At 63.3% G+C, this 21,039-nt stretch carries 25 protein-coding genes and 3 pseudogenes; 5 read left to right on the top strand and 23 right to left on the bottom strand.

All coding sequences use genetic code 11. The annotated features are described in order from the left end of the window. The 5 genes and pseudogenes from AC1DYX_RS13040 to AC1DYX_RS13020 form a co-directional block, all read left to right on the top strand. A pseudogene (locus AC1DYX_RS13040) lies at positions 1 to 985 on the top strand (gluconolaconase); the annotation flags it as partial. Between the two features lie 482 nt (positions 986 to 1,467). Continuing rightward, complete coding sequence (locus AC1DYX_RS13035; RefSeq protein ID WP_477259343.1) at positions 1,468 to 1,713, top strand: hypothetical protein; 246 nt, start codon at positions 1,468 to 1,470, stop codon at positions 1,711 to 1,713. A 191-nt stretch (positions 1,714 to 1,904) separates the two neighbouring features. Continuing rightward, positions 1,905 to 2,339, top strand: coding sequence for a hypothetical protein (locus AC1DYX_RS13030; RefSeq protein WP_477259341.1), 435 nt, complete (start codon positions 1,905 to 1,907; stop codon positions 2,337 to 2,339). 99 nt (positions 2,340 to 2,438) lie between these two features. Further along, positions 2,439 to 4,160 carry a VanW family protein gene (locus AC1DYX_RS13025; protein WP_477259339.1) on the top strand — a complete coding sequence of 574 codons (1,722 nt, stop codon included), beginning with the start codon at positions 2,439 to 2,441 and terminating at the stop codon, positions 4,158 to 4,160. 303 nt (positions 4,161 to 4,463) lie between these two features. Next, a pseudogene (locus tag AC1DYX_RS13020) lies at positions 4,464 to 4,571 on the top strand (DUF885 family protein); the annotation flags it as partial. A gap of 60 nt (positions 4,572 to 4,631) precedes the next feature. On the opposite strand, the gene AC1DYX_RS13015 reads toward AC1DYX_RS13020, so the two are convergent. From AC1DYX_RS13015 to AC1DYX_RS12905, 23 genes and pseudogenes are all read right to left on the bottom strand, one after another. Further along, complete coding sequence (locus AC1DYX_RS13015; RefSeq protein ID WP_477259337.1) at positions 4,632 to 5,243, bottom strand: PEP-CTERM sorting domain-containing protein; 612 nt, start codon at positions 5,241 to 5,243, stop codon at positions 4,632 to 4,634. A gap of 445 nt (positions 5,244 to 5,688) precedes the next feature. Next, positions 5,689 to 6,444, bottom strand: coding sequence for a twin-arginine translocase subunit TatC (gene tatC / locus AC1DYX_RS13010; RefSeq protein WP_477259335.1), 756 nt, complete (start codon positions 6,442 to 6,444; stop codon positions 5,689 to 5,691). 36 nt (positions 6,445 to 6,480) lie between these two features. Continuing rightward, positions 6,481 to 6,993 (bottom strand): Sec-independent protein translocase protein TatB, encoded by a 513-nt coding sequence (tatB, locus tag AC1DYX_RS13005; RefSeq protein ID WP_477259333.1) that lies wholly within the window; start codon positions 6,991 to 6,993, stop codon positions 6,481 to 6,483. 22 nt (positions 6,994 to 7,015) lie between these two features. Beyond that, a complete protein-coding gene (gene tatA, locus AC1DYX_RS13000; RefSeq protein WP_477259331.1) occupies positions 7,016 to 7,252 on the bottom strand; it encodes a Sec-independent protein translocase subunit TatA in 237 nt (78 codons plus the stop codon). Between the two features lie 220 nt (positions 7,253 to 7,472). Next, positions 7,473 to 7,847, bottom strand: coding sequence for a histidine triad nucleotide-binding protein (locus AC1DYX_RS12995; RefSeq protein WP_477259329.1), 375 nt, complete (start codon positions 7,845 to 7,847; stop codon positions 7,473 to 7,475). An 18-nt stretch (positions 7,848 to 7,865) separates the two neighbouring features. Continuing rightward, positions 7,866 to 8,207 carry a phosphoribosyl-ATP diphosphatase gene (locus AC1DYX_RS12990; protein WP_477259327.1) on the bottom strand — a complete coding sequence of 114 codons (342 nt, stop codon included), beginning with the start codon at positions 8,205 to 8,207 and terminating at the stop codon, positions 7,866 to 7,868. Continuing rightward, positions 8,204 to 8,638 carry a phosphoribosyl-AMP cyclohydrolase gene (hisI, locus tag AC1DYX_RS12985; protein ID WP_477259325.1) on the bottom strand — a complete coding sequence of 145 codons (435 nt, stop codon included), beginning with the start codon at positions 8,636 to 8,638 and terminating at the stop codon, positions 8,204 to 8,206. The genes AC1DYX_RS12990 and hisI overlap by 4 nt, the downstream gene beginning before the upstream one ends. A gap of 24 nt (positions 8,639 to 8,662) precedes the next feature. Beyond that, entirely contained in the window at positions 8,663 to 9,424 is a 762-nt protein-coding gene (hisF, locus tag AC1DYX_RS12980) for an imidazole glycerol phosphate synthase subunit HisF (RefSeq protein ID WP_477259323.1), read from the bottom strand. Between the two features lie 64 nt (positions 9,425 to 9,488). Continuing rightward, positions 9,489 to 10,265 (bottom strand): 1-(5-phosphoribosyl)-5-[(5-phosphoribosylamino)methylideneamino]imidazole-4-carboxamide isomerase, encoded by a 777-nt coding sequence (gene hisA / locus AC1DYX_RS12975; RefSeq protein WP_477259321.1) that lies wholly within the window; start codon positions 10,263 to 10,265, stop codon positions 9,489 to 9,491. Positions 10,266 to 10,290: 25 nt separating this feature from the next. Then, a complete protein-coding gene (gene hisH / locus AC1DYX_RS12970) occupies positions 10,291 to 10,932 on the bottom strand; it encodes an imidazole glycerol phosphate synthase subunit HisH (RefSeq protein WP_477259319.1) in 642 nt (213 codons plus the stop codon). A gap of 22 nt (positions 10,933 to 10,954) precedes the next feature. Next, positions 10,955 to 11,545: an imidazoleglycerol-phosphate dehydratase HisB gene (gene hisB, locus AC1DYX_RS12965; protein ID WP_477259317.1), complete on the bottom strand. Its 591-nt coding sequence runs from the start codon at positions 11,543 to 11,545 to the stop codon at positions 10,955 to 10,957. A gap of 20 nt (positions 11,546 to 11,565) precedes the next feature. Next, positions 11,566 to 12,660: a histidinol-phosphate transaminase gene (hisC, locus tag AC1DYX_RS12960; protein WP_477259315.1), complete on the bottom strand. Its 1,095-nt coding sequence runs from the start codon at positions 12,658 to 12,660 to the stop codon at positions 11,566 to 11,568. Further along, a complete protein-coding gene (locus AC1DYX_RS12955; RefSeq protein ID WP_477259313.1) occupies positions 12,657 to 13,493 on the bottom strand; it encodes a DNA-methyltransferase in 837 nt (278 codons plus the stop codon). The genes hisC and AC1DYX_RS12955 overlap by 4 nt, the downstream gene beginning before the upstream one ends. Beyond that, complete coding sequence (gene hisD, locus AC1DYX_RS12950; protein WP_477259345.1) at positions 13,490 to 14,815, bottom strand: histidinol dehydrogenase; 1,326 nt, start codon at positions 14,813 to 14,815, stop codon at positions 13,490 to 13,492. Before hisD ends, AC1DYX_RS12955 begins: the two co-directional genes overlap by 4 nt. Before the next feature lie 5 nt (positions 14,816 to 14,820). Further along, positions 14,821 to 15,495 (bottom strand): ATP phosphoribosyltransferase, encoded by a 675-nt coding sequence (gene hisG / locus AC1DYX_RS12945; RefSeq protein WP_477259311.1) that lies wholly within the window; start codon positions 15,493 to 15,495, stop codon positions 14,821 to 14,823. Between the two features lie 28 nt (positions 15,496 to 15,523). Beyond that, positions 15,524 to 16,774: a UDP-N-acetylglucosamine 1-carboxyvinyltransferase gene (murA, locus tag AC1DYX_RS12940; protein WP_477259309.1), complete on the bottom strand. Its 1,251-nt coding sequence runs from the start codon at positions 16,772 to 16,774 to the stop codon at positions 15,524 to 15,526. Positions 16,775 to 16,776: 2 nt separating this feature from the next. Then, positions 16,777 to 17,013 carry a BolA family protein gene (locus tag AC1DYX_RS12935; RefSeq protein WP_091664841.1) on the bottom strand — a complete coding sequence of 79 codons (237 nt, stop codon included), beginning with the start codon at positions 17,011 to 17,013 and terminating at the stop codon, positions 16,777 to 16,779. A 6-nt stretch (positions 17,014 to 17,019) separates the two neighbouring features. Next, positions 17,020 to 17,787 carry an ABC transporter permease gene (locus tag AC1DYX_RS12930; protein ID WP_477259307.1) on the bottom strand — a complete coding sequence of 256 codons (768 nt, stop codon included), beginning with the start codon at positions 17,785 to 17,787 and terminating at the stop codon, positions 17,020 to 17,022. Next, a complete protein-coding gene (locus tag AC1DYX_RS12925) occupies positions 17,784 to 18,731 on the bottom strand; it encodes an ABC transporter ATP-binding protein (RefSeq protein ID WP_477259305.1) in 948 nt (315 codons plus the stop codon). The genes AC1DYX_RS12930 and AC1DYX_RS12925 overlap by 4 nt, the downstream gene beginning before the upstream one ends. A gap of 209 nt (positions 18,732 to 18,940) precedes the next feature. Beyond that, the gene (locus AC1DYX_RS12920) at positions 18,941 to 19,216 is read right to left on the bottom strand and encodes an STAS domain-containing protein (RefSeq protein WP_477259303.1); all 276 of its coding nucleotides are present in this window, start codon (positions 19,214 to 19,216) and stop codon (positions 18,941 to 18,943) included. Between the two features lie 2 nt (positions 19,217 to 19,218). Beyond that, entirely contained in the window at positions 19,219 to 19,872 is a 654-nt protein-coding gene (locus tag AC1DYX_RS12915; RefSeq protein WP_477259301.1) for an MlaC/ttg2D family ABC transporter substrate-binding protein, read from the bottom strand. A gap of 74 nt (positions 19,873 to 19,946) precedes the next feature. After that, complete coding sequence (locus tag AC1DYX_RS12910; RefSeq protein ID WP_477259299.1) at positions 19,947 to 20,873, bottom strand: MlaA family lipoprotein; 927 nt, start codon at positions 20,871 to 20,873, stop codon at positions 19,947 to 19,949. Beyond that, positions 20,870 to 21,039: pseudogene (locus tag AC1DYX_RS12905) on the bottom strand (outer membrane lipid asymmetry maintenance protein MlaD); the annotation flags it as partial. The pseudogene AC1DYX_RS12905 and the gene AC1DYX_RS12910, both read right to left, overlap by 4 nt.

The following is a 21,039-nucleotide window of genomic DNA, read 5'->3' as shown; positions in this document are numbered from 1 at the left end:
ACCTGCACCTGCGTCGATGCCCTGGCCCGTGGCCCCGCAACAGGAACCGCACGAAATCGTCGGCGTGCTGGGCGAAGTGCGCGGCAGCTACGACGGCGAAAACCGCGACCACTTCCATGCAGGCGTGGACATCCGGGCCGACGTCGGCGCGCGCGTACTGGCGATCCTGCCGGCCACGGTCAGCGATCCTTATCCCAACTGGGCCTTCGGTGAACTGGGCGAAGGCATGAGCATCGGGCCGCTGTCGTACATCCACATGCGCGTGGGCCGCGATGCCACGGGCAAGGCACTCGATCCGCGCTTCCAGGTACTGCGCTGCGCGGACGGCAAGCCGGACCGCGTGCGCGTGCGGCGCGGCACGCGGTTCGCCGTCGGCGACGCGCTCGGCACGATCAATCCGATGGCGCACGTGCACATGGAGTACTACCCGGGCGGTGTGGCCGTCAACGCACTGGCCCTGCCGTTCGTCGGCCTGCACGACACGGTACCGCCCCGTATCCAGAGCATCGCGCTGTACGATGCGGGCGCCCAGCGCGTGCCGGGCAGGAAGGGCAAGCGCCTGCACGTGGCGCGCACGCTCGGCGAGGTGTCCATCGTCGCCGCCGGCTACGACCAGATGGACGGCAACCTGGCGCGGCGCCGCCTCGGCCTGTACAAGCTGGGCTACCAGCTGCTCCATGCGGACGGCAGCCCGGTCGCCGGATTCGAGACGCCGCACATCACGCAGGTCTACGACCGCCTGCCGCGCGAGCGCGAGGCGGTGAAGCTGCTGTATGCGGAGAATAGCGGTATCACGGTCTACGGCAGCAAGGCCACCGTGTTCGCTTATGTCGTCAACAATACGCTGCAGGATGGCGTGGCGCTGCCGGGTACCTGGAAGGTCGACAGCCTGGCGCCGGGCGACTATCTACTGCGCATTTACGCCGCGGATTTCGCTGGACAGGTGGCGCAGGAAGGCAGGGATTTGCCGATCACGGTCGAATAAGGCCAATCCAGACCTGCACATACAGGCGGCCGATAACTCCTCAAACTTTTTGATCCCTATGATTCGAGCTTTAACGATTGTCGCCTTGCTTTCTGTCCTGGGCGGATGCATCCCTATGCCAATCCAGCAAAAAGCCGGAGCCCTGGGACAAGTCATCGATATCGATAGCCGCAAACCGGTTCAAAATGCACGAATCTGTATTACGGACACCGAGAAGAGATGTGTCTTCTCTGATATGAACGGCACGTTCGACCTCCGACCGATCTACAAGAACAAATGGCAATTTTTTATGATCGAGCCTTTTGTCCTCGTTCGAGGACAATTTACAGTCGAAGCCGATGGATACGCTGAGAAAACTATCGAATCCGTCTACGGACCCCGTATCACTGTTGAGTTGACACCTTCCAAGTAGCTGGTCGCACATGATTTGCATTGAGGGCAACAAAGGTCGTACACTGGGCCTTGATGAACTTCTAGCAAGCATGAGTAGAAGGCTCCGCTATTCAAACAGCAAAAAATCAAGGGAAATAATGTCAGCTGTTGCTCTATTCTTTTTCGTTGCAGGCGCTGCCCTGCTGATCTTCGGCTTCAAGAAAAGCAACCGTGCACTGCTTACGATCGCAGCCTTTTTGTGGCTCGCTTCCGGCGCCTGGAGTGACTTCGCTCGCGGTTTCAATGATGGCTGGAATAAAGGTAGCCCGTCAGTAAACACCTCTACTTCCCACTAAGCCCGCTCGGGGCCGATTTCAGCCGTACGCAGCCACGGTCCTGGCATTAACAGGTGTATGGCAGAGTATTCACGAGGCGATACTGCGTCGGCTCCGCGAATACGACCAGATCGCGTGGGATCGAGCGTGCATTGATGCCGACAGTGTGCCTTCGCCGCGTGGCGGCGCGCATACCGGTAAAAGGAGGACGAATGGAAACACAGGCGGAGCAAGCTTGTGCTGGGTCGTGGAGTCCATTTTCCATCGTTAGCTCAGCAATGATTCTCATCGCCCTGATCGTTGCCATCTTCAGCATGTATCGTATCGACACGCCCGTTGAAGCGTCGATGGTTCGAGTCGCTAACGGAACTGGTCTGCCGCTTCAAAACGTCCGCATCAATAGCATCTTCTTCGGCGATGTGCCGGTCGACGGCGTGAGTCGCTACCAGGCTTTAACGCCCGCGTACCGATACGCAGCCTTGCGTTTAGAGGTGGCAGGAAGGAAATTCGAAATGGTCCCGGATGACGATGTGGGCGAGACACCGCTAGGCCGAGGAATGTTCACCTACAGGATCCAGCGCCACTACCACAACGGTGAGATGTACTTCAAAACACAAGATGCCACCAGGGACCAGGGATTGGAGTGAGTAGGTGCTGATCTGATATCGCAAAGGGCGTGCAGGCGGCTTAAAAAAGTATGAGTGTTTCTCTCCAGATGCGGTTTCCTGATTACATTCGGCGGATCGATGGACAGCGATAATGACAGCGCAGTGCGCATACCGACGCGCTCGGATGCCGCGGTGTTCGGGTTCAAGGTGGCCGTGCTGCGGCTGCGGCGCTGGGTTGCCGATGCATTCAGGCGGGATCTGAAGCGATGGCCTGCAGGTGCCCCGCTGCCCTATGTATGGAGCGAAGCAGTCTCGGTCCTTGACACTGTCGGTGCCGATGAACACCGTGCGTTGGTATTGGGCAAAATTGAGAACCTGCGTGTCGCGCTTCGCTCCATCGATGGCGTGCAAGTGGCCGCGGGCCACCTGTTTAGCTTCTGGACGCAGGTTGGGCAGGCGCGGCGCGGCCGTGGCTATGTCGAAGGCCGTGAATTGCGCGAAGGATGCATTGTCCCGGCCGTGGGCGGAGGACTGTGCCAGTTGTCGAACGCCTTGTACCAGGCTGCGCTCGACGCCAGACTCGATATCGTCGAACGCCACGCGCACTCGCGCGTCATCCCGGGATCAGCGGCACAGAGCGGGCGCGACGCTACCGTGTTCTGGAATTATGTCGACCTGCGTTTCAGGTCCACCGAACCGTTTGGGATCTCAGCCCGAATCGAAGATGGGCAGTTGCATGTGCGAATCCTCAAGCATATTCCCCGTACGGTGCCGGCGCCGAGGCTCGCTTCCATCGTCTTCGCGCCGAAGATGCCTGTACCGCGCAGCTGCCACAGCTGCGGCCAGACGGCATGCTTTCGCCATGCGGCAGCGAGGCCGACGACTGCGATGCACCGGACAGCCTTCATGGTCGATGCGCTGTGGCCGGAATTCGATACCTGGATCGCGGCCCATAAGGGGCCTCGCGATACGCTCATGCTGCCCTTGGATGGCCTTCGGCACGGCCGACCGCAGTACGCCTGGAGCACGGACGGTTTCGGGAAGGTGGCAACTTTCCCCATACTGGCACTGTGGCGCTCATTGGTGTCGCGTCGCTTGTCGAGCCAGGGAGCGGCACGCCAGATGTCGGCGCTGGCGTTCCGGAAGCGGCTGGCACACCGCTACGTGGACTCGCTCAGCTACCTCGACGAACATGTGGTGGTTGTACAAGACTTGCTGCCTTACGTGTGGGAGACGGGCGCGCTGCAAGGGCGAACCTTCGACGTCCTGATGACAGGACCTACTCTTTCTGAACTGCACACGGTGCTCGACGATGCCTATGCTCGCCACCCCGAGAGCGCGACGCTGGGCGATTTTCGGGCGCCAGTTGGGCTGGCGGCAAGCGAGATGCAGGCTTTGCAAAAAGCACGGCAGATTCTCACCCCGCATTCCAACGTGGCCGGCGGATTTGCACAGACAGTCCGGCTTCCTTGGGCGCGGCGAGTCTCAGCTCGCGCATCGCCGGGGCGACGTATCGTGTTCCCGGCGCCTACGCTGGGCCGCAAGGGCGCATACGAGTTACGCGCCTGTGCGCGCGAATTGGGGCTGCCCGTTACCTTGATGGGACCTGTGCTGGAGTCGCGCAACTTCTGGGAAGGCGTGGAGGTGCAGATGGGGACGATGGTCGACGCCGCTGTCCTGGTGCTGCCTGCATGGGTCGAAGTCCGGCCCACAACACTACTGGCGGCGCTCGATGCAGGGCTTGCCGTCATTGCAACGCCGGCCTGTGGCTTGCCGCCCCAGCCGAACCTGACCATCGTCCCCGCAGGGGATGTCGCCGCACTCATTGATGCGCTACGGCCATACGCATCAAGAAGTTAAGCCTTAGGAACGTCCGATTCGGGCTAAGTCGAACGGCCGAGATCGGCCCGCGCTCAGCAGGTCTACTGGGATAGGCTCTAAGTGATCTCGGTAAGGCTTTATCACGTTCGCTAAGTGTGCTCTTCGTGCCTCAGTTCACGTCGCGCATCCGAAAAAACATTTGCGGCCAGTCTGCTATGATCGGATCCGCACTGAGCTGTTCGCCGCGAATAGACGAACAGCCAGGAGGGCATATCAAGCAAGATCAGGCATATTCCGGCGGCGTGACGATGGCGGCGACCACGAGCCGCTTTTCGTGCGCGCGAGCGCCGCAAGCAGCAGCTGGGCGACCGCTTCGACCTGAAGGCATTCCACGACCAGTTCCTGAGCTACGGGAACGCGCCCGTCAGGATCATCGGGCAGTTGACGTAGTAATCCCGGCACTGCCCGCGAGGTCCCGCCTGCGCGGGGGACCTCATCGCTACTCTTTCGTCACGCCTGCCTGGCGCGCTTGCGCAGGCGGCCGATCAGGCCCAGGCCAGCGCCGACGAGCGCCAGACTGCCAGGTTCCGGCACGGAGGCTGGCGAATTGGGCGGGAGAAAAACGGTCACATCGGAATCCGGATTTTCCAGGTAGGACAGCAGGCTTGGCGCGATCGTTCCCACGGTCACGGTGCCTGACAGGATCTGGTGTGTCACCGTCGCCGACGGATCCGACGAATTCAGGTCCATATACGTCTCAAACGAACTGGGAGCCACCGAGAATGTACCGGGCACCGGACCTGCGGCAAAGGCCAGACCGAGCGTCGTATTGTAGTAGCCATTATTGCTCGACGTGGCAATAAACCCCGTCGGCTGACCTGGCACATATTGCAATACGTGAGTGATCGTTGAATCGACGTCGGGTATGAATTGGTTCGACAAGGTACTCAGTTGGTACCAGACGATCCCGCCCGACACCGAGTCTTGCACGAACAAACCCGAGAAGCCCGTGTACGGGGTGTCCGCATAAGTCACGTTCGAAATATCGTACTGCACCAACGCCGCCGAGGCGGACAGTGAAAACGCGCTGGCYGCAGCCAGCATGACCAGTTTTTTGAACACAGTGACTCCCTGTTATGGTGGAAATGGCTTTTAAGCAACATTTATGCCACTAAAAAAAACGACAGAGAATCAAAGTGATAGATCTCCCAACCATGGCAGTTTGGGCAACACTGTAATATTTCCTGACAAGAACTTGCCGATCGAATAGTTTCTTGTCGCGGCCGTGCGAACCTTGGGCTCGACGCATGACAGCCGCGCCGCGTGACCAATCTGTACCGGTCGCTGAGCTACGGGAATGCGGCTCAGGTCGCGCCCGTCATGGCCAGGAGGCCCGTGAGCGCGGGCACGCACGCGAGGATGGCGGTGGCGATTTGCAGCGGGCGTCGGTTCATCGTCGGCACTCTCTTTGTTTTCGCCGATTCTAGCGAAAAGCGTGCCGAGATTCTCGTGAAATCCAACTGAAGACAAAAACGCGGAACCGGCGGCCCGGACCGGCCGCCGTGAATCAGGCGTGTTCCTGCGGCGCCTGCGTYGCGCGCACGAAGATCGGTGCCGCCAGCAGGCCCAGTTCGAACAGCAGCCACATCGGGATGGCCAGCGCCAGCTGGCTGACGACGTCCGGCGGCGTGACGATGGCGGCGATCACGAAGGCGCCGACGATGGCGTAYGGGCGGATCGAGCGCAGCTTCTCGACGCTGACGATGCCCATCCGGACGAGGATCACGACGACCACCGGCACCTCGAACGTGGCGCCGAATGCGAGGCACATGGACATCACGAAATCGAGGTAGTTCTCGATGTCCGGCATCACGGCGATGGAGTTCGGCGCGAAGTTGCCGATGAAGTGGAACACGCGGCCGAACACGAAGAAATAGCAGAACGCCACGCCGCCGATGAACAGCAGGGATGACGAGATCACGAGCGGCAGCACGAGCCGCTTCTCGTGCGCGTACAAGCCGGGCGCGACGAATGCCCAGACTTGATAAAACACCCACGGCAGCGCGAGGATGAAGGCGATCAGCAGGGTCACCTTCATCGGCACGAGGAACGGCGCGACGACGCCGGTGGCGATCATCTTGGAGCCGGCCGGCAGCGCGGCCAGCATCGGCGCGGCCAGGAAATCGTAGATTCGCGCGGCGCCGGGCCACAACATCAGCACGATGCACGCGAGGACGATGCCGTACGTCGCCTTGATCAGGCGGTCGCGCAGCTCGACCAGGTGGGAGATGAAGGTTTCTTCGCCCGCGGTTTCTTCAGTCATGTGGCGCAAGGGTATGGTGCCCGTAGGCGACCATCGTCAGAAAAATGTGGTGTTGGAGGTGGTGCCGCCGGGACGGAACTTGCGCACCCGCGCGGCGCCGGACAGCACATGCTGGCGCGTGCCCTGGCGGTTCTTGTACCAGGCCGGCACGCTCGAGGTCTTCGCCAGCTTCTTGCGGCGGAAGTCGCGCGCCTTGCGCTCGATGTCGTCCGGGGTGGCCGTCGTCGTGGGCATGACGGCCGTGTCGCCGCGCCAGGCGGACCCGACCTCGTCCATGTGGGTCGAGACGGTGTTCTCGACCTCGGACTTGAACGTCTCGACCTCGGACTGGAAGCTCTGCGCGCTGTCCTGGATATCCTTGTGCAGGTTGCGCAATTCTTCCATCTCGATCTCGCGCGAGACCTCGGATTTTACCTGGTGCAGGTAGCGCTGGGCGCGGCCGTACAGGGTGCCGGCCATGCGCGCCACCTTGGGCAGTTTTTCCGGGCCAATCACGACCAGCGCCACCGCGCCGATGATGGCGAGCTTGCTAAGACCGAGATCGATCATGGATGGTGCAGCTCAACTGCGATCAGTGACGGGTCTTTTCACGGGCGTCGACGTCGATGGTCGACTTGTCGGCAACCTGCTGCGGTGCCGGCGGCACCTGGCCGGTCGAGGACTTCTCTTCCTCGCCCTTCACGCCGTCCTTGAAACCCTTGACGGCCTTGCCCAGGTCCGAGCCCGCATTACGCAGCTTGCCCGTGCCGAACACGACCACCACAACCACCAGCACGATCAGCCAGTGCCAGATACTCATCGAACCCATTGTTTTCTCCTTGTCGGGCAACAGCCCGATCTGCGTAAGCCTAAAGCTACGCCAGTATAAGCCATGCAGGGCAAGAATGCCCTTTTTCCTTCGGGAAAAAGCCCGTCTTCCCTGGTAGGGTGGACGGCTCTGCCGTCCACGCGTTCGACTACCGGTAGAGCTGCCAAGACGTTTGCTCTGGTTGGACGCGTGGACGGGGAACCCGTCCACCCTACCGGTGTTACGTACCGAGGCCGCGCCACGGACGCGGGCCGCCGTACACGTGCAGGTGCAGGTGATACACCTCCTGGCCGCCGTCCGGACCGACGTTGAACAGCGCCTTGTAGCCGCCGCTGCGCCGGCCGTCCGCGCCGGTTTTCACCGCGATGCCATGCTCGGCCGCCAGCTTCGGCGCCAGCGCCAGCATCTTGCCCAGCACGGGCGCGTGTGCATCCGTGCAATCGGACAACGTATCGACGTGCAGTTTCGGGATCACCAGCAGGTGGACGGGCGCGGCCGGGTTGATGTCCTTGAACGCGAGCAGCTCGTCGTCCTCGTACACCACGCTGGCCGGAATCTGCTTGGCGGCAATCTTGCAGAAGATGCAATTGTCCATATTCTCTCCAGGTCTTGTTCAGTCTTTCGGGCGCGACGCTTTTTCCTCGATGCCGGAAATGCCTTCGCGCCGCGCCAGTTCGTCCAGCACCTGTTGCGGCGTGAGGCCGAACTGCGCCAGCAGGACGATCGAATGGAACCACAGGTCGGCGGTCTCGTACAGCAGCTTCGAAGGATCGGCCCCGGCGCGCACGTCCTTGGCGGCCATCACGGTCTCGACGGCTTCCTCGCCGATCTTTTTCAGGATGGCGTCGTCGCCCTTGGCGAACAGCTTGGCCACGTACGAGGCCGTCGGGTCGCCGCCATTGGCCGGCTTGCGCGATTCGATCACGGCCGACAGGCGTTCCAGTTGCGTGCTCATTTCGTTTTCTTCGGGTTGGAGTAGATGGTATCGGGGTCCTGCAGCACGGGCTCGACGCTGTTCCAGTCGCCATTGTCGAACTTCTGGAAGAAGCAGGAATGGCGGCCGGTATGGCAGGCGATGCCGCCGGCCTGCTCGACCTTCAGCAGCACCACGTCTTCGTCGCAGTCGAGGCGGATTTCCAGCACTTTCTGCACGTGGCCGGACTCTTCGCCCTTGTGCCACAGCTTCTTGCGCGAGCGGCTCCAGTACACGGCTTCGCCAAGCTCCACGGTCTTGGCCAGAGCTTCGCGGTTCATCCAGGCGAACATCAGGATGTCGCCTGAGCCGGCTTCCTGGGCGATCACCGGCACGAGGCCGTGCTCGTCCCACTGGATTTTCTTGAGCCAGGGCTGGCCCGGGATCGTCGGGGGTGTGGTCGGGGTCACCATGGTGTCGTCAGGTAGTCTTGTGAATCAGTCGAGGCGCATCGGGATGCCGCGGTCCGCCATGAAGCGCTTGGCCTCAAAGACCGTGTGCTGCCCGTAGTGGAAGATGCTGGCGGCCAGTACCGCGTCGGCATGCCCTTCCAGCACGCCGTCGGCCAGGTCCTTCAGGCCGCCCACGCCGCCCGAGGCGATCACGGGGATGCCGACGGCGTCCGAGACGGCGCGCGTCAGGCCCAGGTCGAAGCCGGATTTCGTCCCATCGCGGTCCATGCTGGTCAACAGCAGTTCGCCGGCGCCGAGGCTTTCCATCTTGCGGGCCCATTCGACGGCATCGAGGCCGGTCGGGTTGCGGCCGCCGTGGGTGAACACTTCCCACTTGCCGGGCGCGACCTGCTTGGCGTCGATGGCGACGACGATGCACTGGGCGCCGTGCTTCTGCGAGGCGTCGTACACGAGCTGCGGGTTGGTCACGGCCGAGGTGTTCATCGACACCTTGTCCGCGCCCGCGTTCAGCAGCCGGCGCACGTCCTCGACCTTGCGCACGCCGCCGCCCACGGTCAGCGGAATGAACACGGTCGATGCCACCGCCTCGATGATCGGCAGGATCAGGTCGCGGCCGTCGGAGGACGCCGTGATGTCGAGGAAGGTGATCTCGTCGGCGCCCTGCTCGTTGTAGCGGCGCGCGATCTCGACGGGGTCGCCGGCATCGCGCAGTTCGGTGAAGTTGACGCCCTTGACCACGCGGCCGCCGGTGACGTCCAGGCAAGGGATGATGCGTTTTGCAAGCATAGGAGTATTTGCGATAGTCATCCGTCGCCGCCACGCGGGCAGCGACGGATCCGGACGCGGGCGGTTACGCCTGCGCGCCCTCGGTGAGTTCGTCCGCGCGTTCCTGCGCGCTGGTCAGGTCGAGCGTGCCTTCGTAGATCGAACGGCCGCAGATCACGCCTTCGATGCCCTCGTCCTGTACGGCGCACAGGGCTTCCACGTCGGCCAGGTTGTGCAGGCCGCCCGAGGCGATGATCGGGATCCTGACGGCCTGCGCCAGGCGCACGGTCGCTTCGATGTTCACGCCGCCCATCATGCCGTCGCGGCCGATGTCGGTGTAGATGATCGACTCCACGCCATAGCCTTCGAATTTCTGGGCCAGGTCGATGACTTCGTGGCCGGACATCTTGCTCCAGCCGTCGGTCGCGACCTTGCCGTCCTTGGCGTCCAGGCCGACGATGATGCTGCCGGGGAAGGCGCCGCAGGCGTCGTGCAGGAAGCCCGGATTCTTGACGGCGGCCGTGCCGACGATGATGTAGGTGATGCCGTCATCCAGGTAGCGCTCGATGGTGTCCAGGTCGCGGATGCCGCCACCCAGCTGGACCGGGATCTCGTCCAGGTCGTTGTCCTGGGCGTAGTCCTGCACGACTTGCAGGATGGATTTGATCGCCTCTTCGTTCTTCGGTTTGCCCGCGAACGCACCGTTCAGGTCGACCAGGTGCAGACGGCGCGCACCCTTCTTGAGCCAGTGCAGCGCCATCTCGGCGGGATCTTCGGAGAAAACGGTGGCGAGGTCCATGTCGCCCTGTTTCAGGCGAACGCAGTGACCGTCTTTCAGGTCGATGGCGGGGATCAGCAGCATGGTCGTAGTCGGTTGAGGTGGTAAATCAGGGATTCCAGTGGACGAAGTTGCGATACAGGCGCAGCCCTGCGGCCGCGCTTTTCTCGGGGTGAAACTGGGTGGCGACGATATTGTCGCGCGCCACCGCGCAGCAGAACATGCCGCCGTAGTCGGTCTCGCCGAGGGTGTCCTGCGCGTCGGCCGGTTGGGCGTAATAGCTGTGCACGAAATAAAAATAGCTGTCCGGGGCGACGCCGTCCCACAGCGGGTGGGCGCGCGACTGGCGCACGCGGTTCCAGCCCATCTGCGGCACCTTGAAGCGCGAGCCGTCGGCCTGCAGCTTGCCTTCGAGGTCGAAGCGCACGACCTTGCCCGGCAACAGGCCCAGGCCGGGCACGCCGCCGTTCTCGTCGCTCGAGTCGAACAGCATCTGCTCGCCCACGCACACGCCCATCATCGGACGGGTTTTCGCCGCGCGCAGCAGGGCGTCCTCGACGCCGGATTCGCGCAGGCTGCGCATGCAGTCGCGCATGGCGCCCTGGCCGGGCAGGACGATGCGATCGGCCGCTTCGATGACGGCCACGTCGCCGGAAATCTGGACGTCGGCTTCGGGCGCGACGGCGCGCAGGGCCTGCGCAACCGAACGCAGGTTGCCCATCCCGTAGTCGACCACAACAATCTTGTTCATGATTCTGGTTTCGATGTCTTTTTTACAGGCTGCCCTTGGTGGACGGGATCGTGCCCGCGGCGCGTGCATCCAGCTCGGCGGCCATGCGCAGCGCGCGGCCGAAGGCCTTGAACACGGTCTCGCACTGGTGGTGGGCATTCACACCACGCAGGTTGTCCACGTGCAATGTCACGCCGGCGTGGTTGACGAAGCCGCGGAAGAATTCGATGGTCAGATCGACGTCGAAGCGGCCGATCGTGGCCCGGGTGAACGGCACATGCCATTCCAGGCCCGGGCGGCCGGAAAAATCGATGACGACGCGCGACAGTGCCTCGTCCAGCGGCACGTAGGCGTGGCCGTAGCGGCGGATGCCCTTCTTGTCGCCGATGGCCTTGGCCACCGCCATGCCCAGCGTGATGCCGGTGTCCTCGACGGTGTGGTGGTCGTCGATGTGCAGGTCGCCGACGGCCTCGACTTCCAGGTCGATCAGGCCGTGGCGCGCGATCTGGTCGAGCATATGGTCGAGGAACGGCACCCCGGTATTGAGTTTCTGGCGGCCGGTGCCGTCCAGATTGAGCGAGACGCGGATCTGCGTCTCGCTGGTGTTGCGCGTGATTTCTGCGGTGCGGGTCATTGCTAGGTGCTCGGCGGTGTTCAGGCTTGCAGCGAAGCCTTCAGGGCATTCAGGAATACGGAGTTCTCTTCCGGGGTGCTGACCGTGACACGGATGCAATTGGCCAGCAATTCATGCATTCTACTCAAATTTTTAATCAATACCCGTTCTGCGAACAGTTTAGCGCAGGTCTTTTCGGCGTCCGGCACGCGCAAGGTGATGAAATTCGCGCTCGACGGGAACACCGTCACGCCGGGCAGCGCGGCCATTGCCGCTGCCAACTCCGTGCGCGCCTCGTTCAGGCGGGCAGCCTGCTCGTCCAGCACAGCCACGTGGTCGAGCGCGAATTCGGCCGCCACCTGCGTCAATACATTCACATTGTACGGCGGACGGACCTTGTCGAACTGCTCCAGCAGCGCGGGCGCCGCGGCGAGATACCCAAGGCGGATACCGGCCAGGCCCAGCTTCGACAAGGTGCGCATCACGACCAGGTTCGGGTACTGCGGCAGCCGGTCCATGAAACTCGTGCGCGCGAACGGTTGATAGGCCTCGTCGGAGACGACGATGCCGTTCTCGCCCATGGCCTCGATGATGGCGACCATGTCCGCTTCATCGTACAGGTTGCCGGTCGGGTTGTTCGGGTAGGCCAGGAAGACGAGAGCCGGCTTGTGCTCGACGATGGCGGCCAGCATGGCGGCGCGGTCGAGCGAGAAGTCCGCCTTCAACGGCACGCCGACGTAATCCATGCCCGCGAACTGGGCGGAGCGCTGGAACATGACGAACGCCGGGCTGGGCGCCAGCACCACGGCGCGCTTGTCTTGCCGCGAGCACGCGGTGCACAGGATCGAGATGATCTCGTCCGAACCGTTGCCGAGGATGACGTCGAAGCCGGCCGGCACGCCCAGCGTCGTGCGGATCTTGTCCTTCAGCGTGGAATACGACGCCAGCGGATAGCGGTTCAGGACGGCGTCCGCCAGGCGCTGGGCCAGCTCCGCGCGCAGCGGGTCGGGCAGCTGGTACGGATTTTCCATCGCGTCCAGCTTGATGTAACCGCTCGAATCCGGGACGTTGTAGATATGGCCGGCACGGACGTCCTCGCGGATCGTGTTGGCGATGAGCTTGTCGATGCTGGTCATTCTTCGTTCACTCCTTCGGTGGCGGTGGTTGAAACAACTGCGACACGGACGCCCTTGCGTTGTTTCCTGGTGGCCGGCTGCACGGGAGCGGACAAGCGTTCCGCAATGATCGCGCAGTAGGCGGGGTTCAGTTCGAAGCCGGTGAAATGCCGGCCCAGGCGCTTCGCCGCCAGTGCCGTCGTGCCGCTGCCCATGAACGGGTCCAGCACGACGCCGCCCGGCGGGCACGACGCCTTGACCATGCGCTCGATGATCTCGAGCGGCTTCTGGGTCGGATGGTCGACCCGTTCGGCATGTTCGCGATGCAGGCGCGACACGCTCCACAGGTCCTTCGGGTTGTAACCCACTTCCAGCCACTTGGCGCCCACGAAGATCGAGCGCGATCGCGCCTTCTTCGTCTCGGCGTCGTACGGGATACGTACGGAGTCCAAGTCGAAATAATAATCCTTGCGCTTCACGAAGAAGCCGATGGTGTCGTGCACCGAGCTGAAGCTCCTGGTGCTGCCCCCCATCGAGGGCACGCGGCGGTCCCAGATGATCTCGTTCATCATCGTCATGCGCCGCTTCAGCATGACGAAGATCTCCGGCGCGAAGCGCCAGGTGAGGAAGATGTACAGGCTGCCGTTGTCTTTCAATTTAGGCAGCGCGACGTCGATCCAGCGCTCGGTCCAGGCGAGGTAATCCTCGACGCTTTGCTGGTCCGAGCCGTTGCCGTAATCCTTGCCGAGATTATAAGGCGGGTCCGTCAGGATCAGGTCGATGCTGCCGTCGGGGATGCGCGCCATGCCGGCGAGCGCATCCTCGCAGAAGACCTGATCGAGCCAGGCCGTCATGATTTCGATTCGATCCTGAGCTCTGCGCTGCGTGCGTGTGCCTGCAGGCCTTCGCCGTACGCGAGTTCRGCCGCGACCTTGCCCAACGTTTGCGCGCCGGCCTGCGAGACGAACAGGATCGACGAGCGCTTCTGGAAATCGTACACGCCCAGCGGCGACGAGAAGCGCGCCGTGCGCGACGTCGGCAGCACGTGGTTCGGGCCGCAGCAATAGTCGCCCAGCGATTCGGACGAGAAGCGGCCCAGGAACATCGCGCCCGCGTGACGGATTTTATCCGCCCACTGCTGCGGATCCTCGGCCGAGATCTCCAGGTGCTCGGCCGCGATGGCGTTGGCGATCGCGCACGCTTCATCCATGTCGCGCACCTTGATCAAGGCGCCGCGGTCCGTCATCGACGTGGCGATGGTGTCCTTGCGCGGCATCGTCGGCAGCAGTTCATGAATGCTCGCTTCCACCCTGGCGATGTAGTCGGCGTCGGGGCACAGCAGGATCGCCTGCGCCAGCTCGTCGTGCTCGGCCTGCGAGAACAGGTCCATCGCGACCCAGTCCGGGTCCGTCGTGCCGTCGCACAGCACGAGGATTTCCGACGGGCCCGCGATCATGTCGATGCCAACGGTGCCGAATACGCGGCGCTTGGCGGCGGCGACATACGCATTGCCCGGGCCGACGATTTTATCGACCGGCGGAATCGTCGCCGTGCCGTAAGCCAGTGCACCGACGGCCTGCGCGCCGCCGATCGTGATCACGCGCGTGACGCCGGCAATCGCGGCGGCGGCGAGCACCATGCGGTTCTTGACGCCGTCCGGCGTCGGCACGACCATCACGATTTCCTTCACGCCCGCGACTTGCGCCGGGATCGCGTTCATCAGCACGGACGACGGATACGCAGCCTTGCCGCCCGGGACGTAGATGCCCACGCGGTCCAGCGGCGTCACGCGCTGGCCCAGCACCGTGCCGTCAGGTTCGGTGTAAGTAAAACCGTTCAGTTCCTGCTTCTGGCGCTCGTGGAACACGCGGATGCGCTCGGCGGCCGTGCGCAGCGCGGCGCGTTGCGACTCCGGCAGCGAATTCAACGCTTCCTGCAGTTCGTCTTGCGTGACGTCGAGGGCCGCCATGCTCGTGGCGCCGCCGTTCGGCAGGCGATCGAATTTGTTCGTGTATTCCAGCACGGCGGCGTCGCCGCGCGCCTTGACGTCGGCGAGGATCTTCGCCACGGCCGATTCGATGGCGTCGTCGGTCTCGGCTTCGAAGGCCAGCAGATTGGACAGCGTCTGCTGGAAGTCGGGGGCGGTGGAATCGAGTTTGCGGATCGTGATGGACATGGTCGTTAGCATGGCTGCTGCCTGGAGGCGCGTTCGAACGCGTCGAGGATCGGTTGCAGGCGCGCGCGCTTGAGTTTCAGCGCGGCCTGGTTGACGACGAGGCGCGACGAGATCTCCATGATCTTTTCGACTTCGACCAGGTTGTTGGCGCGCAGCGTGCCGCCGGTCGAGACGACGTCGACGATGGCGTCGGACAGGCCGACCAGCGGCGCCAGCTCCATCGAGCCATACAGCTTGATCAGGTCGACGTGCACGCCCTTCTTGGCGAAGTGCTCGCGCGCCGTGTGCACGAACTTGGTCGCCACGCGCAGGCGCGCACCCTGGCGCACGGCGTTCTCGTAGTCGAAGCCGGCGTTCACGGCCACGGACATGCGGCAGCAGGCGATCTTCAGGTCGATCGGCTGGTACAGGCCTTCGCCGCCATGCTCGAGCAGCACGTCCTTGCCGGCCACGCCGAAGTCGGCGGCGCCATGCTGGACATACGTCGGCACGTCGGTGGCGCGCACGATCAGCACGCGGATGCCGGGATCGTTGGTCGCGAGGATCAGCTTGCGCGAGGTTTCCGGATTTTCCAGCACCTCGATGCCGGCCGCGGCCAGCAGCGGCAGCGTGTCGTCGAAAATGCGGCCCTTGGACAGGGCGAGGATCAGCTGCGAGCTGTCCCGAGTAGTGTCGTTCATGTGAATGCCGTTCTGGCTTATTTGATGCTTATTTGATGCGAATGATGTCCGCACCCACCGCCGACAATTTCGCTTCCATCCGGTCGTAGCCGCGATCGAGGTGATAGATGCGGTCGACGAGGGTCGTGCCCTCGGCGGCCAGGCCGGCGATCACCAGCGAGGCGGAGGCGCGCAGGTCGGTCGCCATCACGGGCGCGCCCACCAGGCGGTCGACGCCCTTGATGAATGCCGTGTTGCCCTCGGTGGAGATCTGCGCGCCCAGGCGGTTCAATTCCTGCACGTGCATGAAGCGGTTTTCGAAAATCGTCTCGGTGACCTTGCTCGGGCCGTTCGCGATCGTGTCCACGGCCATGAACTGGGCCTGCATGTCGGTCGGGAAGCCCGGGTATTCCGTGGTCCGGAACGAAACCGGATGCGGACGGCCATCCATGCGCGCGCGAATCGAATCGCCTTCCACCGTCAGCTGGACGCCCATCTCGCGCAGCTTGTCGAGCGCGACGTCGAAGATGTCCGTGCGGGTGCGGGTGATGCGGATGTCGCCGCCCGTCGCCGCCACGGCGCACAGGAACGTGGCCGCCTCGATGCGGTCGGAGATGACGGCGTGTTGGGTGCCGTGCAGGCTGTCGACGCCCTGGATCACGAGGCGGTCGGTGCCGATGCCGTCGATCTTCGCGCCCATCGCCACCAGCATGTTGGCGAGGTCCGTGACTTCCGGCTCGCGCGCGGCGTTTTCCAGCACGGTTTCGCCATCGGCCAGGGTGGCGGCCATCAGCAGATTCTCGGTGCCGGTCACGGTGATCATGTCCGTGTAGATGCGCGCACCCTTCAGGCGGGACGCCTTCGCGTGGATGTAGCCGCCTTCGATCGTGATGTCGGCGCCCATCGCGCGCAGGCCCTTGATGTGCTGGTCGACGGGACGCGAACCGATCGCGCAGCCGCCCGGCAGCGACACCTTGGCTTCGCCGAAGCGCGCCAGCATCGGGCCCAGCACGAGGATCGACGCGCGCATCGTCTTCACCAGTTCATACGGTGCGACGAGGGTGTTGATGGCGGATCCGTTCAGCACGACGTTCTCGTCGTCCTGCGTGACCTTGAGGCCGGTCTGTTCGAGCAGGCGCAGCATCGTGCGCACGTCGTGCAGGCGCGGCACGTTCGACAGGGCGAGGTCGCCGCCCGTCAGCAGGCCCGCGCACAGGATCGGGAGCGCCGCGTTCTTGGCGCCCGAGATGGAAATGTCACCGTTCAGGCGCTTGCCGCCGACGATCTGGAGCTTGTCCATGCTTATCCTTGATACTCTTCCGGAGTGAGGGTCTTCATCGACAGCGCGTGGATTTCCTCGCGCATGCGGTCGCCCAGGGCCGCATAGACGATCTGGTGGCGCTGGATGCGGCTCTTGCCGGCAAAGGCGGGCGAGACGATGACGGCGCTGAAATGCTGGCCGTCGCCCTCCACTTCCAGGTGGGTGCACTCAAGGCCGTTCTTGATATAGCCGTGGATAAGTTCAGGTGTAGTAACCATGTTTTGTCAGTGGCGCAGCTTGTAGCCGCGGCGAAGCAGGTTGATTGCGATAGCGGATAGAAGCCCGAAGAAGACGGCGACGATGGCCAGGCTTAACCAGGGCGATACGTCGGACTGGCCGAAGAAACCATAGCGGAACCCGTCAATCATATAAAAGAACGGGTTGAAATGCGAGACTGCAAGCCAGAACGGCGGAAGTTTCTTAATGGAATAGAACACGCCGGCCAAAAATGTTGCAGGCGTGATCAAAAAGTTCTGGAACGCGGCCAGCTGATCGAATTTTTCCGCCCAGATGCCGGCGATGACACCCAGCGTGCCGAGGATGCCCGCGCCGAGCAGCGCGAACGCGACGATCCACAGCGGCGCCACGAACGACAGGTGGGCAAACCATGCGGTAATGACGAACACGCCCAGGCCGACGACGAGGCCGCGCAGCACGGACGCGGTCACGTACGCGGACAGGATCTCGACGTGCGACAGCGGCGGCAGCAGGATGAATACGAGGTTGCCCGTGATCTTGGACTGGATCAGCGACGACGACGAGTTGGCGAACGCGTTCTGCAACACGCTCATCATCACGAGGCCGGGGATCAGGAACGACGTGTAGCTCACGCCATCCAGCATCTCCACGCGGCCATCCAGCACATGGCCGAAAATCAGCAGATACAGCATTGCGCTCACGACGGGCGCGGCGATGGTCTGCGTCGCGACCTTCCAGAAGCGCAGGATCTCTTTATAGAACAGGGTCTTGAAACCCACGGAAAAGACGTTCATCGTACCGATGCTCCAGCTTGAGATGCGCCTTCCATGATCTGGATAAAGATGTCTTCCAGGTCGGCCTGCTGCAACTGCATCTCGTCGATCTCCGCGCCGGATTCGCGCAGGCGCGTGAGGATGCCTTCCACCTCGTTGTAGTCGTTCACGCGCAGGGTGTACGTGTCGCCGCCATTGTTTTTGCCTTCGTCGTGCTCGTCGTGCGCGACGAGGTGACGCAGGCCTTCCGGCAGGCCGCCGTGCTTCAGGTGCACGACGAGCGACGAACCGGACACGCGGCGCAGCAGCTGCGACATCGTGTCCAGCGCGACGACATTGCCCGTCTTGAGCATGGCGAYGCGCTGGCACATGGCCTGCGCTTCTTCCAGGTAGTGCGTCGTCAGGACGACCGTGTGGCCTTCGCGGTTCAGGCGCGAGATGAACTTCCACAGGGTCTGGCGCAGTTCGACGTCGACGCCGGCCGTCGGTTCATCCAGCACGATCACGGGCGGTTTATGCACGAGCGCCTGCGCGACGAGCACGCGGCGCTTCATGCCGCCGGACAGCGCGCGCATGTTGACGTCGGCCTTGGGCGTGAGGTCGAGGTTTTCCATGACCTCGTCGATCCATTTGTCGTTGTTCTTCAGGCCGAAGTAGCCGGATTGCAGGCGCAGCGTCTCGCGCACGGTGAAGAACGGGTCGAACACGAGTTCCTGCGGCACGACGCCCAGCTTCATCCGCGCCTGGCGAAAATCCTTGACGACGTCATGACCGTGGATGCGCACGCTGCCCACGTCCGGACGAATGAGACCGGCGATGGTCGAAATCAGCGTGGTCTTGCCGGCGCCGTTCGGGCCGAGCAGGCCGAAGAATTCGCCTTGTTCGATGTTCAGTGAAACGCCCTTGAGAGCCTTGAAGCCCTTGTAGCTTTTCTCGACGCTGTCGATCTGGATGGCTGCTGTCATGCGTTGGGGATCCGAAAGGACGGAACCGTGCGGGGAAACCAGCCATTATAGAAGAAAACGCCACGGCGTTCCGGGCGCCGGGGTATTTGTGGGAAACCCCGCATCACAATGAAACGTAGGGTGGGCACCCCGTGCCCACGCGGAAGCAGGCGGTCCGCGAACGTCACGCGTCGGCACGGGGGTGCCCACCCTACGGCATCGATATGTTGTCAGGCGCGGCCGAGGAGGCCGTCGAGGCCGTACAGCCTGGCCAACGCATCGATGTTGGCCGGCACATTGATGAACTTCAGGCTGCGCCCCTGCCCCTGGGCGCGGCGCTGCCACGCCAGCATCAGGGCCAGGGCCGAGGAATCGGCGGACCGGACGCCGCCGAGGTCGAACTCGGTTTCGCCGGCGGACACGGCCGCACAGCCCTGCGCCAGCGCCGCCTGGGCGTTGTCGAAGGTCAGGGCTTCGAGCGAGAGCATGGGATTCGCTTCCGCCATGCTTACTTCTGCGGCGCCTTGTTCAGGGGCTTGTTGGCCAGCTGCTCGTTGCGGTCGTGCAGCTTCTTGATCAGGCCATCGATGCCGCCCTTGCTGATTTCCGAGGCAAACGTGCTCTTGTAGGTCTCGACCAGCCAGGCGCCCAGCACGTTCAGGTCGAAGATCTTCCAGCCCTGCGGGCCCTTGGCCAGGCGGTAGTTCAGGGTGATCGGCTCGCCGCGGGTCAGGTTGACCTGCGATTTCACCTCGACTTCCGTGTCGCCCGCATCGGCGCGGAACGGCTTGAACTCGACGGTTTCATTCTTGATCTGCGACAGCGCGCCGGCATACGTGTACACGAGCAGCGTACGGAATTCTTCCGCCAGCTGCTTCTGCTGGTCCGGCGTGGCCTGGCGCCAGAAGCGGCCGGCGGCCTGGGCAGTCATCTTGTCCGAGTCAACGTACGGCAGGATCTTGGTGTTCACCAGGTCCATGATCTTGCGGGTATTGCCAGCCTGGATGTCCTTGTCGGCCTTGACGCTGTCGATGACGTCGGTGCTGACGCGCTTGACGAGGGCATCCGGTGCCTCGATGGCGGCACGGGCCGGAGCGACGAGAACGGCGGTGGACACGGCCACGGCGGCGGCGGTCACGATCAGTTGTGCGATTGGCTTCATACACTTCCTTTGYCTGGTTGGGTCTGGCCGGGCGGTTCCGCGCTGCGCGGACGGCCTGGCTGTACCGTGGTTAACTACTTCCGGGCCGGTTCGGATGACACGGGCGCCGGTACCGGCGGATTATTGGGCGTCGAGCCTTGCGCGGGTGCGGGTGCGGGTGCGGGTGCGGGTGCGGGTGCGGCATCGTCCGCGTCTTCCGGCACCGGTTTCGGGCCCAGCTTCACGCCCAGCTTCGCTTCGACCTTCTCCTGGACCTGCTCCAGCTTTTCATGGACTTTTTCGGCACGTTCCTGGGCCTTGTCCGTATCCAGCACCTTGCTGTTGCGGCGCTGCATATAGCCGTCCCGGATGAACTCGTAACGGTCGAGTGCGGCATCTTCCAGCAGGTTCGAGGCGTCCAGCACACTGGCGCGCTGGTCGACCGCACGCACGGCGACGCCTCCGTTACGCCACGGAATATCGTTCACGTGAGTCCAGGAATCGCCCCACCAGTCGGCCGGCAAGACCGCGGTGTCACGCACCGTAGATGGGCCCAGCAGCGGCAACATCAAGTAAGGTCCGCTCGGCACGCCCCAAAAACCCAGGGTCTGGCCGAAGTCTTCGTTATGCTTGCGCAGCCCGGCCGGGGTGGCGATGTCCAGCACGCCGACCAGGCCCAGGGTCGAGTTCACGGCGAAGCGCATGAAGTCGTTCATGCCGTCCTGCCCCTTCAACTGGGCGAAATTGTTCAGCGAACTCCACAGATCCGTCAGGTTACCAAAAAAATTGTTCACCCCCGTCTGCACGAAACCCGGCGTGACGTTCTTGTAAGCCGTGGCGGCCGGCTTCAGGGCGGCGCGGTCGACCGTGTCGTTGAAGCTGAACATCGCGCGGTTGAACTTCTCGAACGGATCCTTCGGATTGGCGGTAGTGGCGCAGCCGCTCAGCAACACAGCGGCACCGAGTGCCAGCGCCAGGCCGGCGCGGGTACGCGACGAGGCGGAGTCATTGCGGTTCGTCATTTGCTACCGTCCTTTCCTTCGGCTGCCTTGCTGTAAATAAATTGGTTGATCAAGTCTTCCAGCACGGCGGCGGATTGCGTGCGGGTAATGCGATCGCCTTCGACGAGGTTGTTCGTATCGCCGCCGGCCTCGATGCCGATGTATTGCTCACCCAGCAGTCCCGACG

The sequence above is a fragment of the Massilia sp. P2_C2 genome (assembly GCF_056404615.1).
The sequence above is the reverse complement of the archived record's forward strand: the minus strand, read 5'-3'. Positions and strand labels throughout refer to the sequence as shown.

Excerpts from the sequence above, each read along its gene's own strand:
- tatA (WP_477259331.1), bottom strand. The coding sequence starts at position 7,252 with ATGGGTTCGATGAGTATCTGGCACTGGCTGATCGTGCTGGTGGTTGTG.
- hisC (WP_477259315.1), bottom strand. The coding sequence starts at position 12,660 with ATGACCAGCATCGACAAGCTCATCGCCAACACGATCCGCGAGGACGTC.
- AC1DYX_RS12995 (WP_477259329.1), bottom strand. The coding sequence starts at position 7,847 with ATGGACAATTGCATCTTCTGCAAGATTGCCGCCAAGCAGATTCCGGCC.
- AC1DYX_RS12910 (WP_477259299.1), bottom strand. The coding sequence starts at position 20,873 with ATGACGAACCGCAATGACTCCGCCTCGTCGCGTACCCGCGCCGGCCTG.
- hisA (WP_477259321.1), bottom strand. The coding sequence starts at position 10,265 with ATGCTGCTGATCCCCGCCATCGACCTGAAAGACGGTCACTGCGTTCGC.
- AC1DYX_RS12920 (WP_477259303.1), bottom strand. The coding sequence starts at position 19,216 with ATGGCGGAAGCGAATCCCATGCTCTCGCTCGAAGCCCTGACCTTCGAC.
- AC1DYX_RS12990 (WP_477259327.1), bottom strand. The coding sequence starts at position 8,207 with ATGAGCACGCAACTGGAACGCCTGTCGGCCGTGATCGAATCGCGCAAG.
- hisI (WP_477259325.1), bottom strand. The coding sequence starts at position 8,638 with ATGGTGACCCCGACCACACCCCCGACGATCCCGGGCCAGCCCTGGCTC.
- hisG (WP_477259311.1), bottom strand. The coding sequence starts at position 15,495 with ATGAACGACACTACTCGGGACAGCTCGCAGCTGATCCTCGCCCTGTCC.
- hisF (WP_477259323.1), bottom strand. The coding sequence starts at position 9,424 with ATGCTTGCAAAACGCATCATCCCTTGCCTGGACGTCACCGGCGGCCGC.
- hisH (WP_477259319.1), bottom strand. The coding sequence starts at position 10,932 with ATGAACAAGATTGTTGTGGTCGACTACGGGATGGGCAACCTGCGTTCG.
- AC1DYX_RS13030 (WP_477259341.1), top strand. The coding sequence starts at position 1,905 with ATGGAAACACAGGCGGAGCAAGCTTGTGCTGGGTCGTGGAGTCCATTT.
- AC1DYX_RS13035 (WP_477259343.1), top strand. The coding sequence starts at position 1,468 with ATGAGTAGAAGGCTCCGCTATTCAAACAGCAAAAAATCAAGGGAAATA.
- AC1DYX_RS12930 (WP_477259307.1), bottom strand. The coding sequence starts at position 17,787 with ATGAACGTCTTTTCCGTGGGTTTCAAGACCCTGTTCTATAAAGAGATC.
- AC1DYX_RS12955 (WP_477259313.1), bottom strand. The coding sequence starts at position 13,493 with ATGACGGCCTGGCTCGATCAGGTCTTCTGCGAGGATGCGCTCGCCGGC.
- hisB (WP_477259317.1), bottom strand. The coding sequence starts at position 11,545 with ATGACCCGCACCGCAGAAATCACGCGCAACACCAGCGAGACGCAGATC.
- AC1DYX_RS12915 (WP_477259301.1), bottom strand. The coding sequence starts at position 19,872 with ATGAAGCCAATCGCACAACTGATCGTGACCGCCGCCGCCGTGGCCGTG.
- tatB (WP_477259333.1), bottom strand. The coding sequence starts at position 6,993 with ATGATCGATCTCGGTCTTAGCAAGCTCGCCATCATCGGCGCGGTGGCG.
- AC1DYX_RS12935 (WP_091664841.1), bottom strand. The coding sequence starts at position 17,013 with ATGGTTACTACACCTGAACTTATCCACGGCTATATCAAGAACGGCCTT.
- AC1DYX_RS13025 (WP_477259339.1), top strand. The coding sequence starts at position 2,439 with ATGGACAGCGATAATGACAGCGCAGTGCGCATACCGACGCGCTCGGAT.
- murA (WP_477259309.1), bottom strand. The coding sequence starts at position 16,774 with ATGGACAAGCTCCAGATCGTCGGCGGCAAGCGCCTGAACGGTGACATT.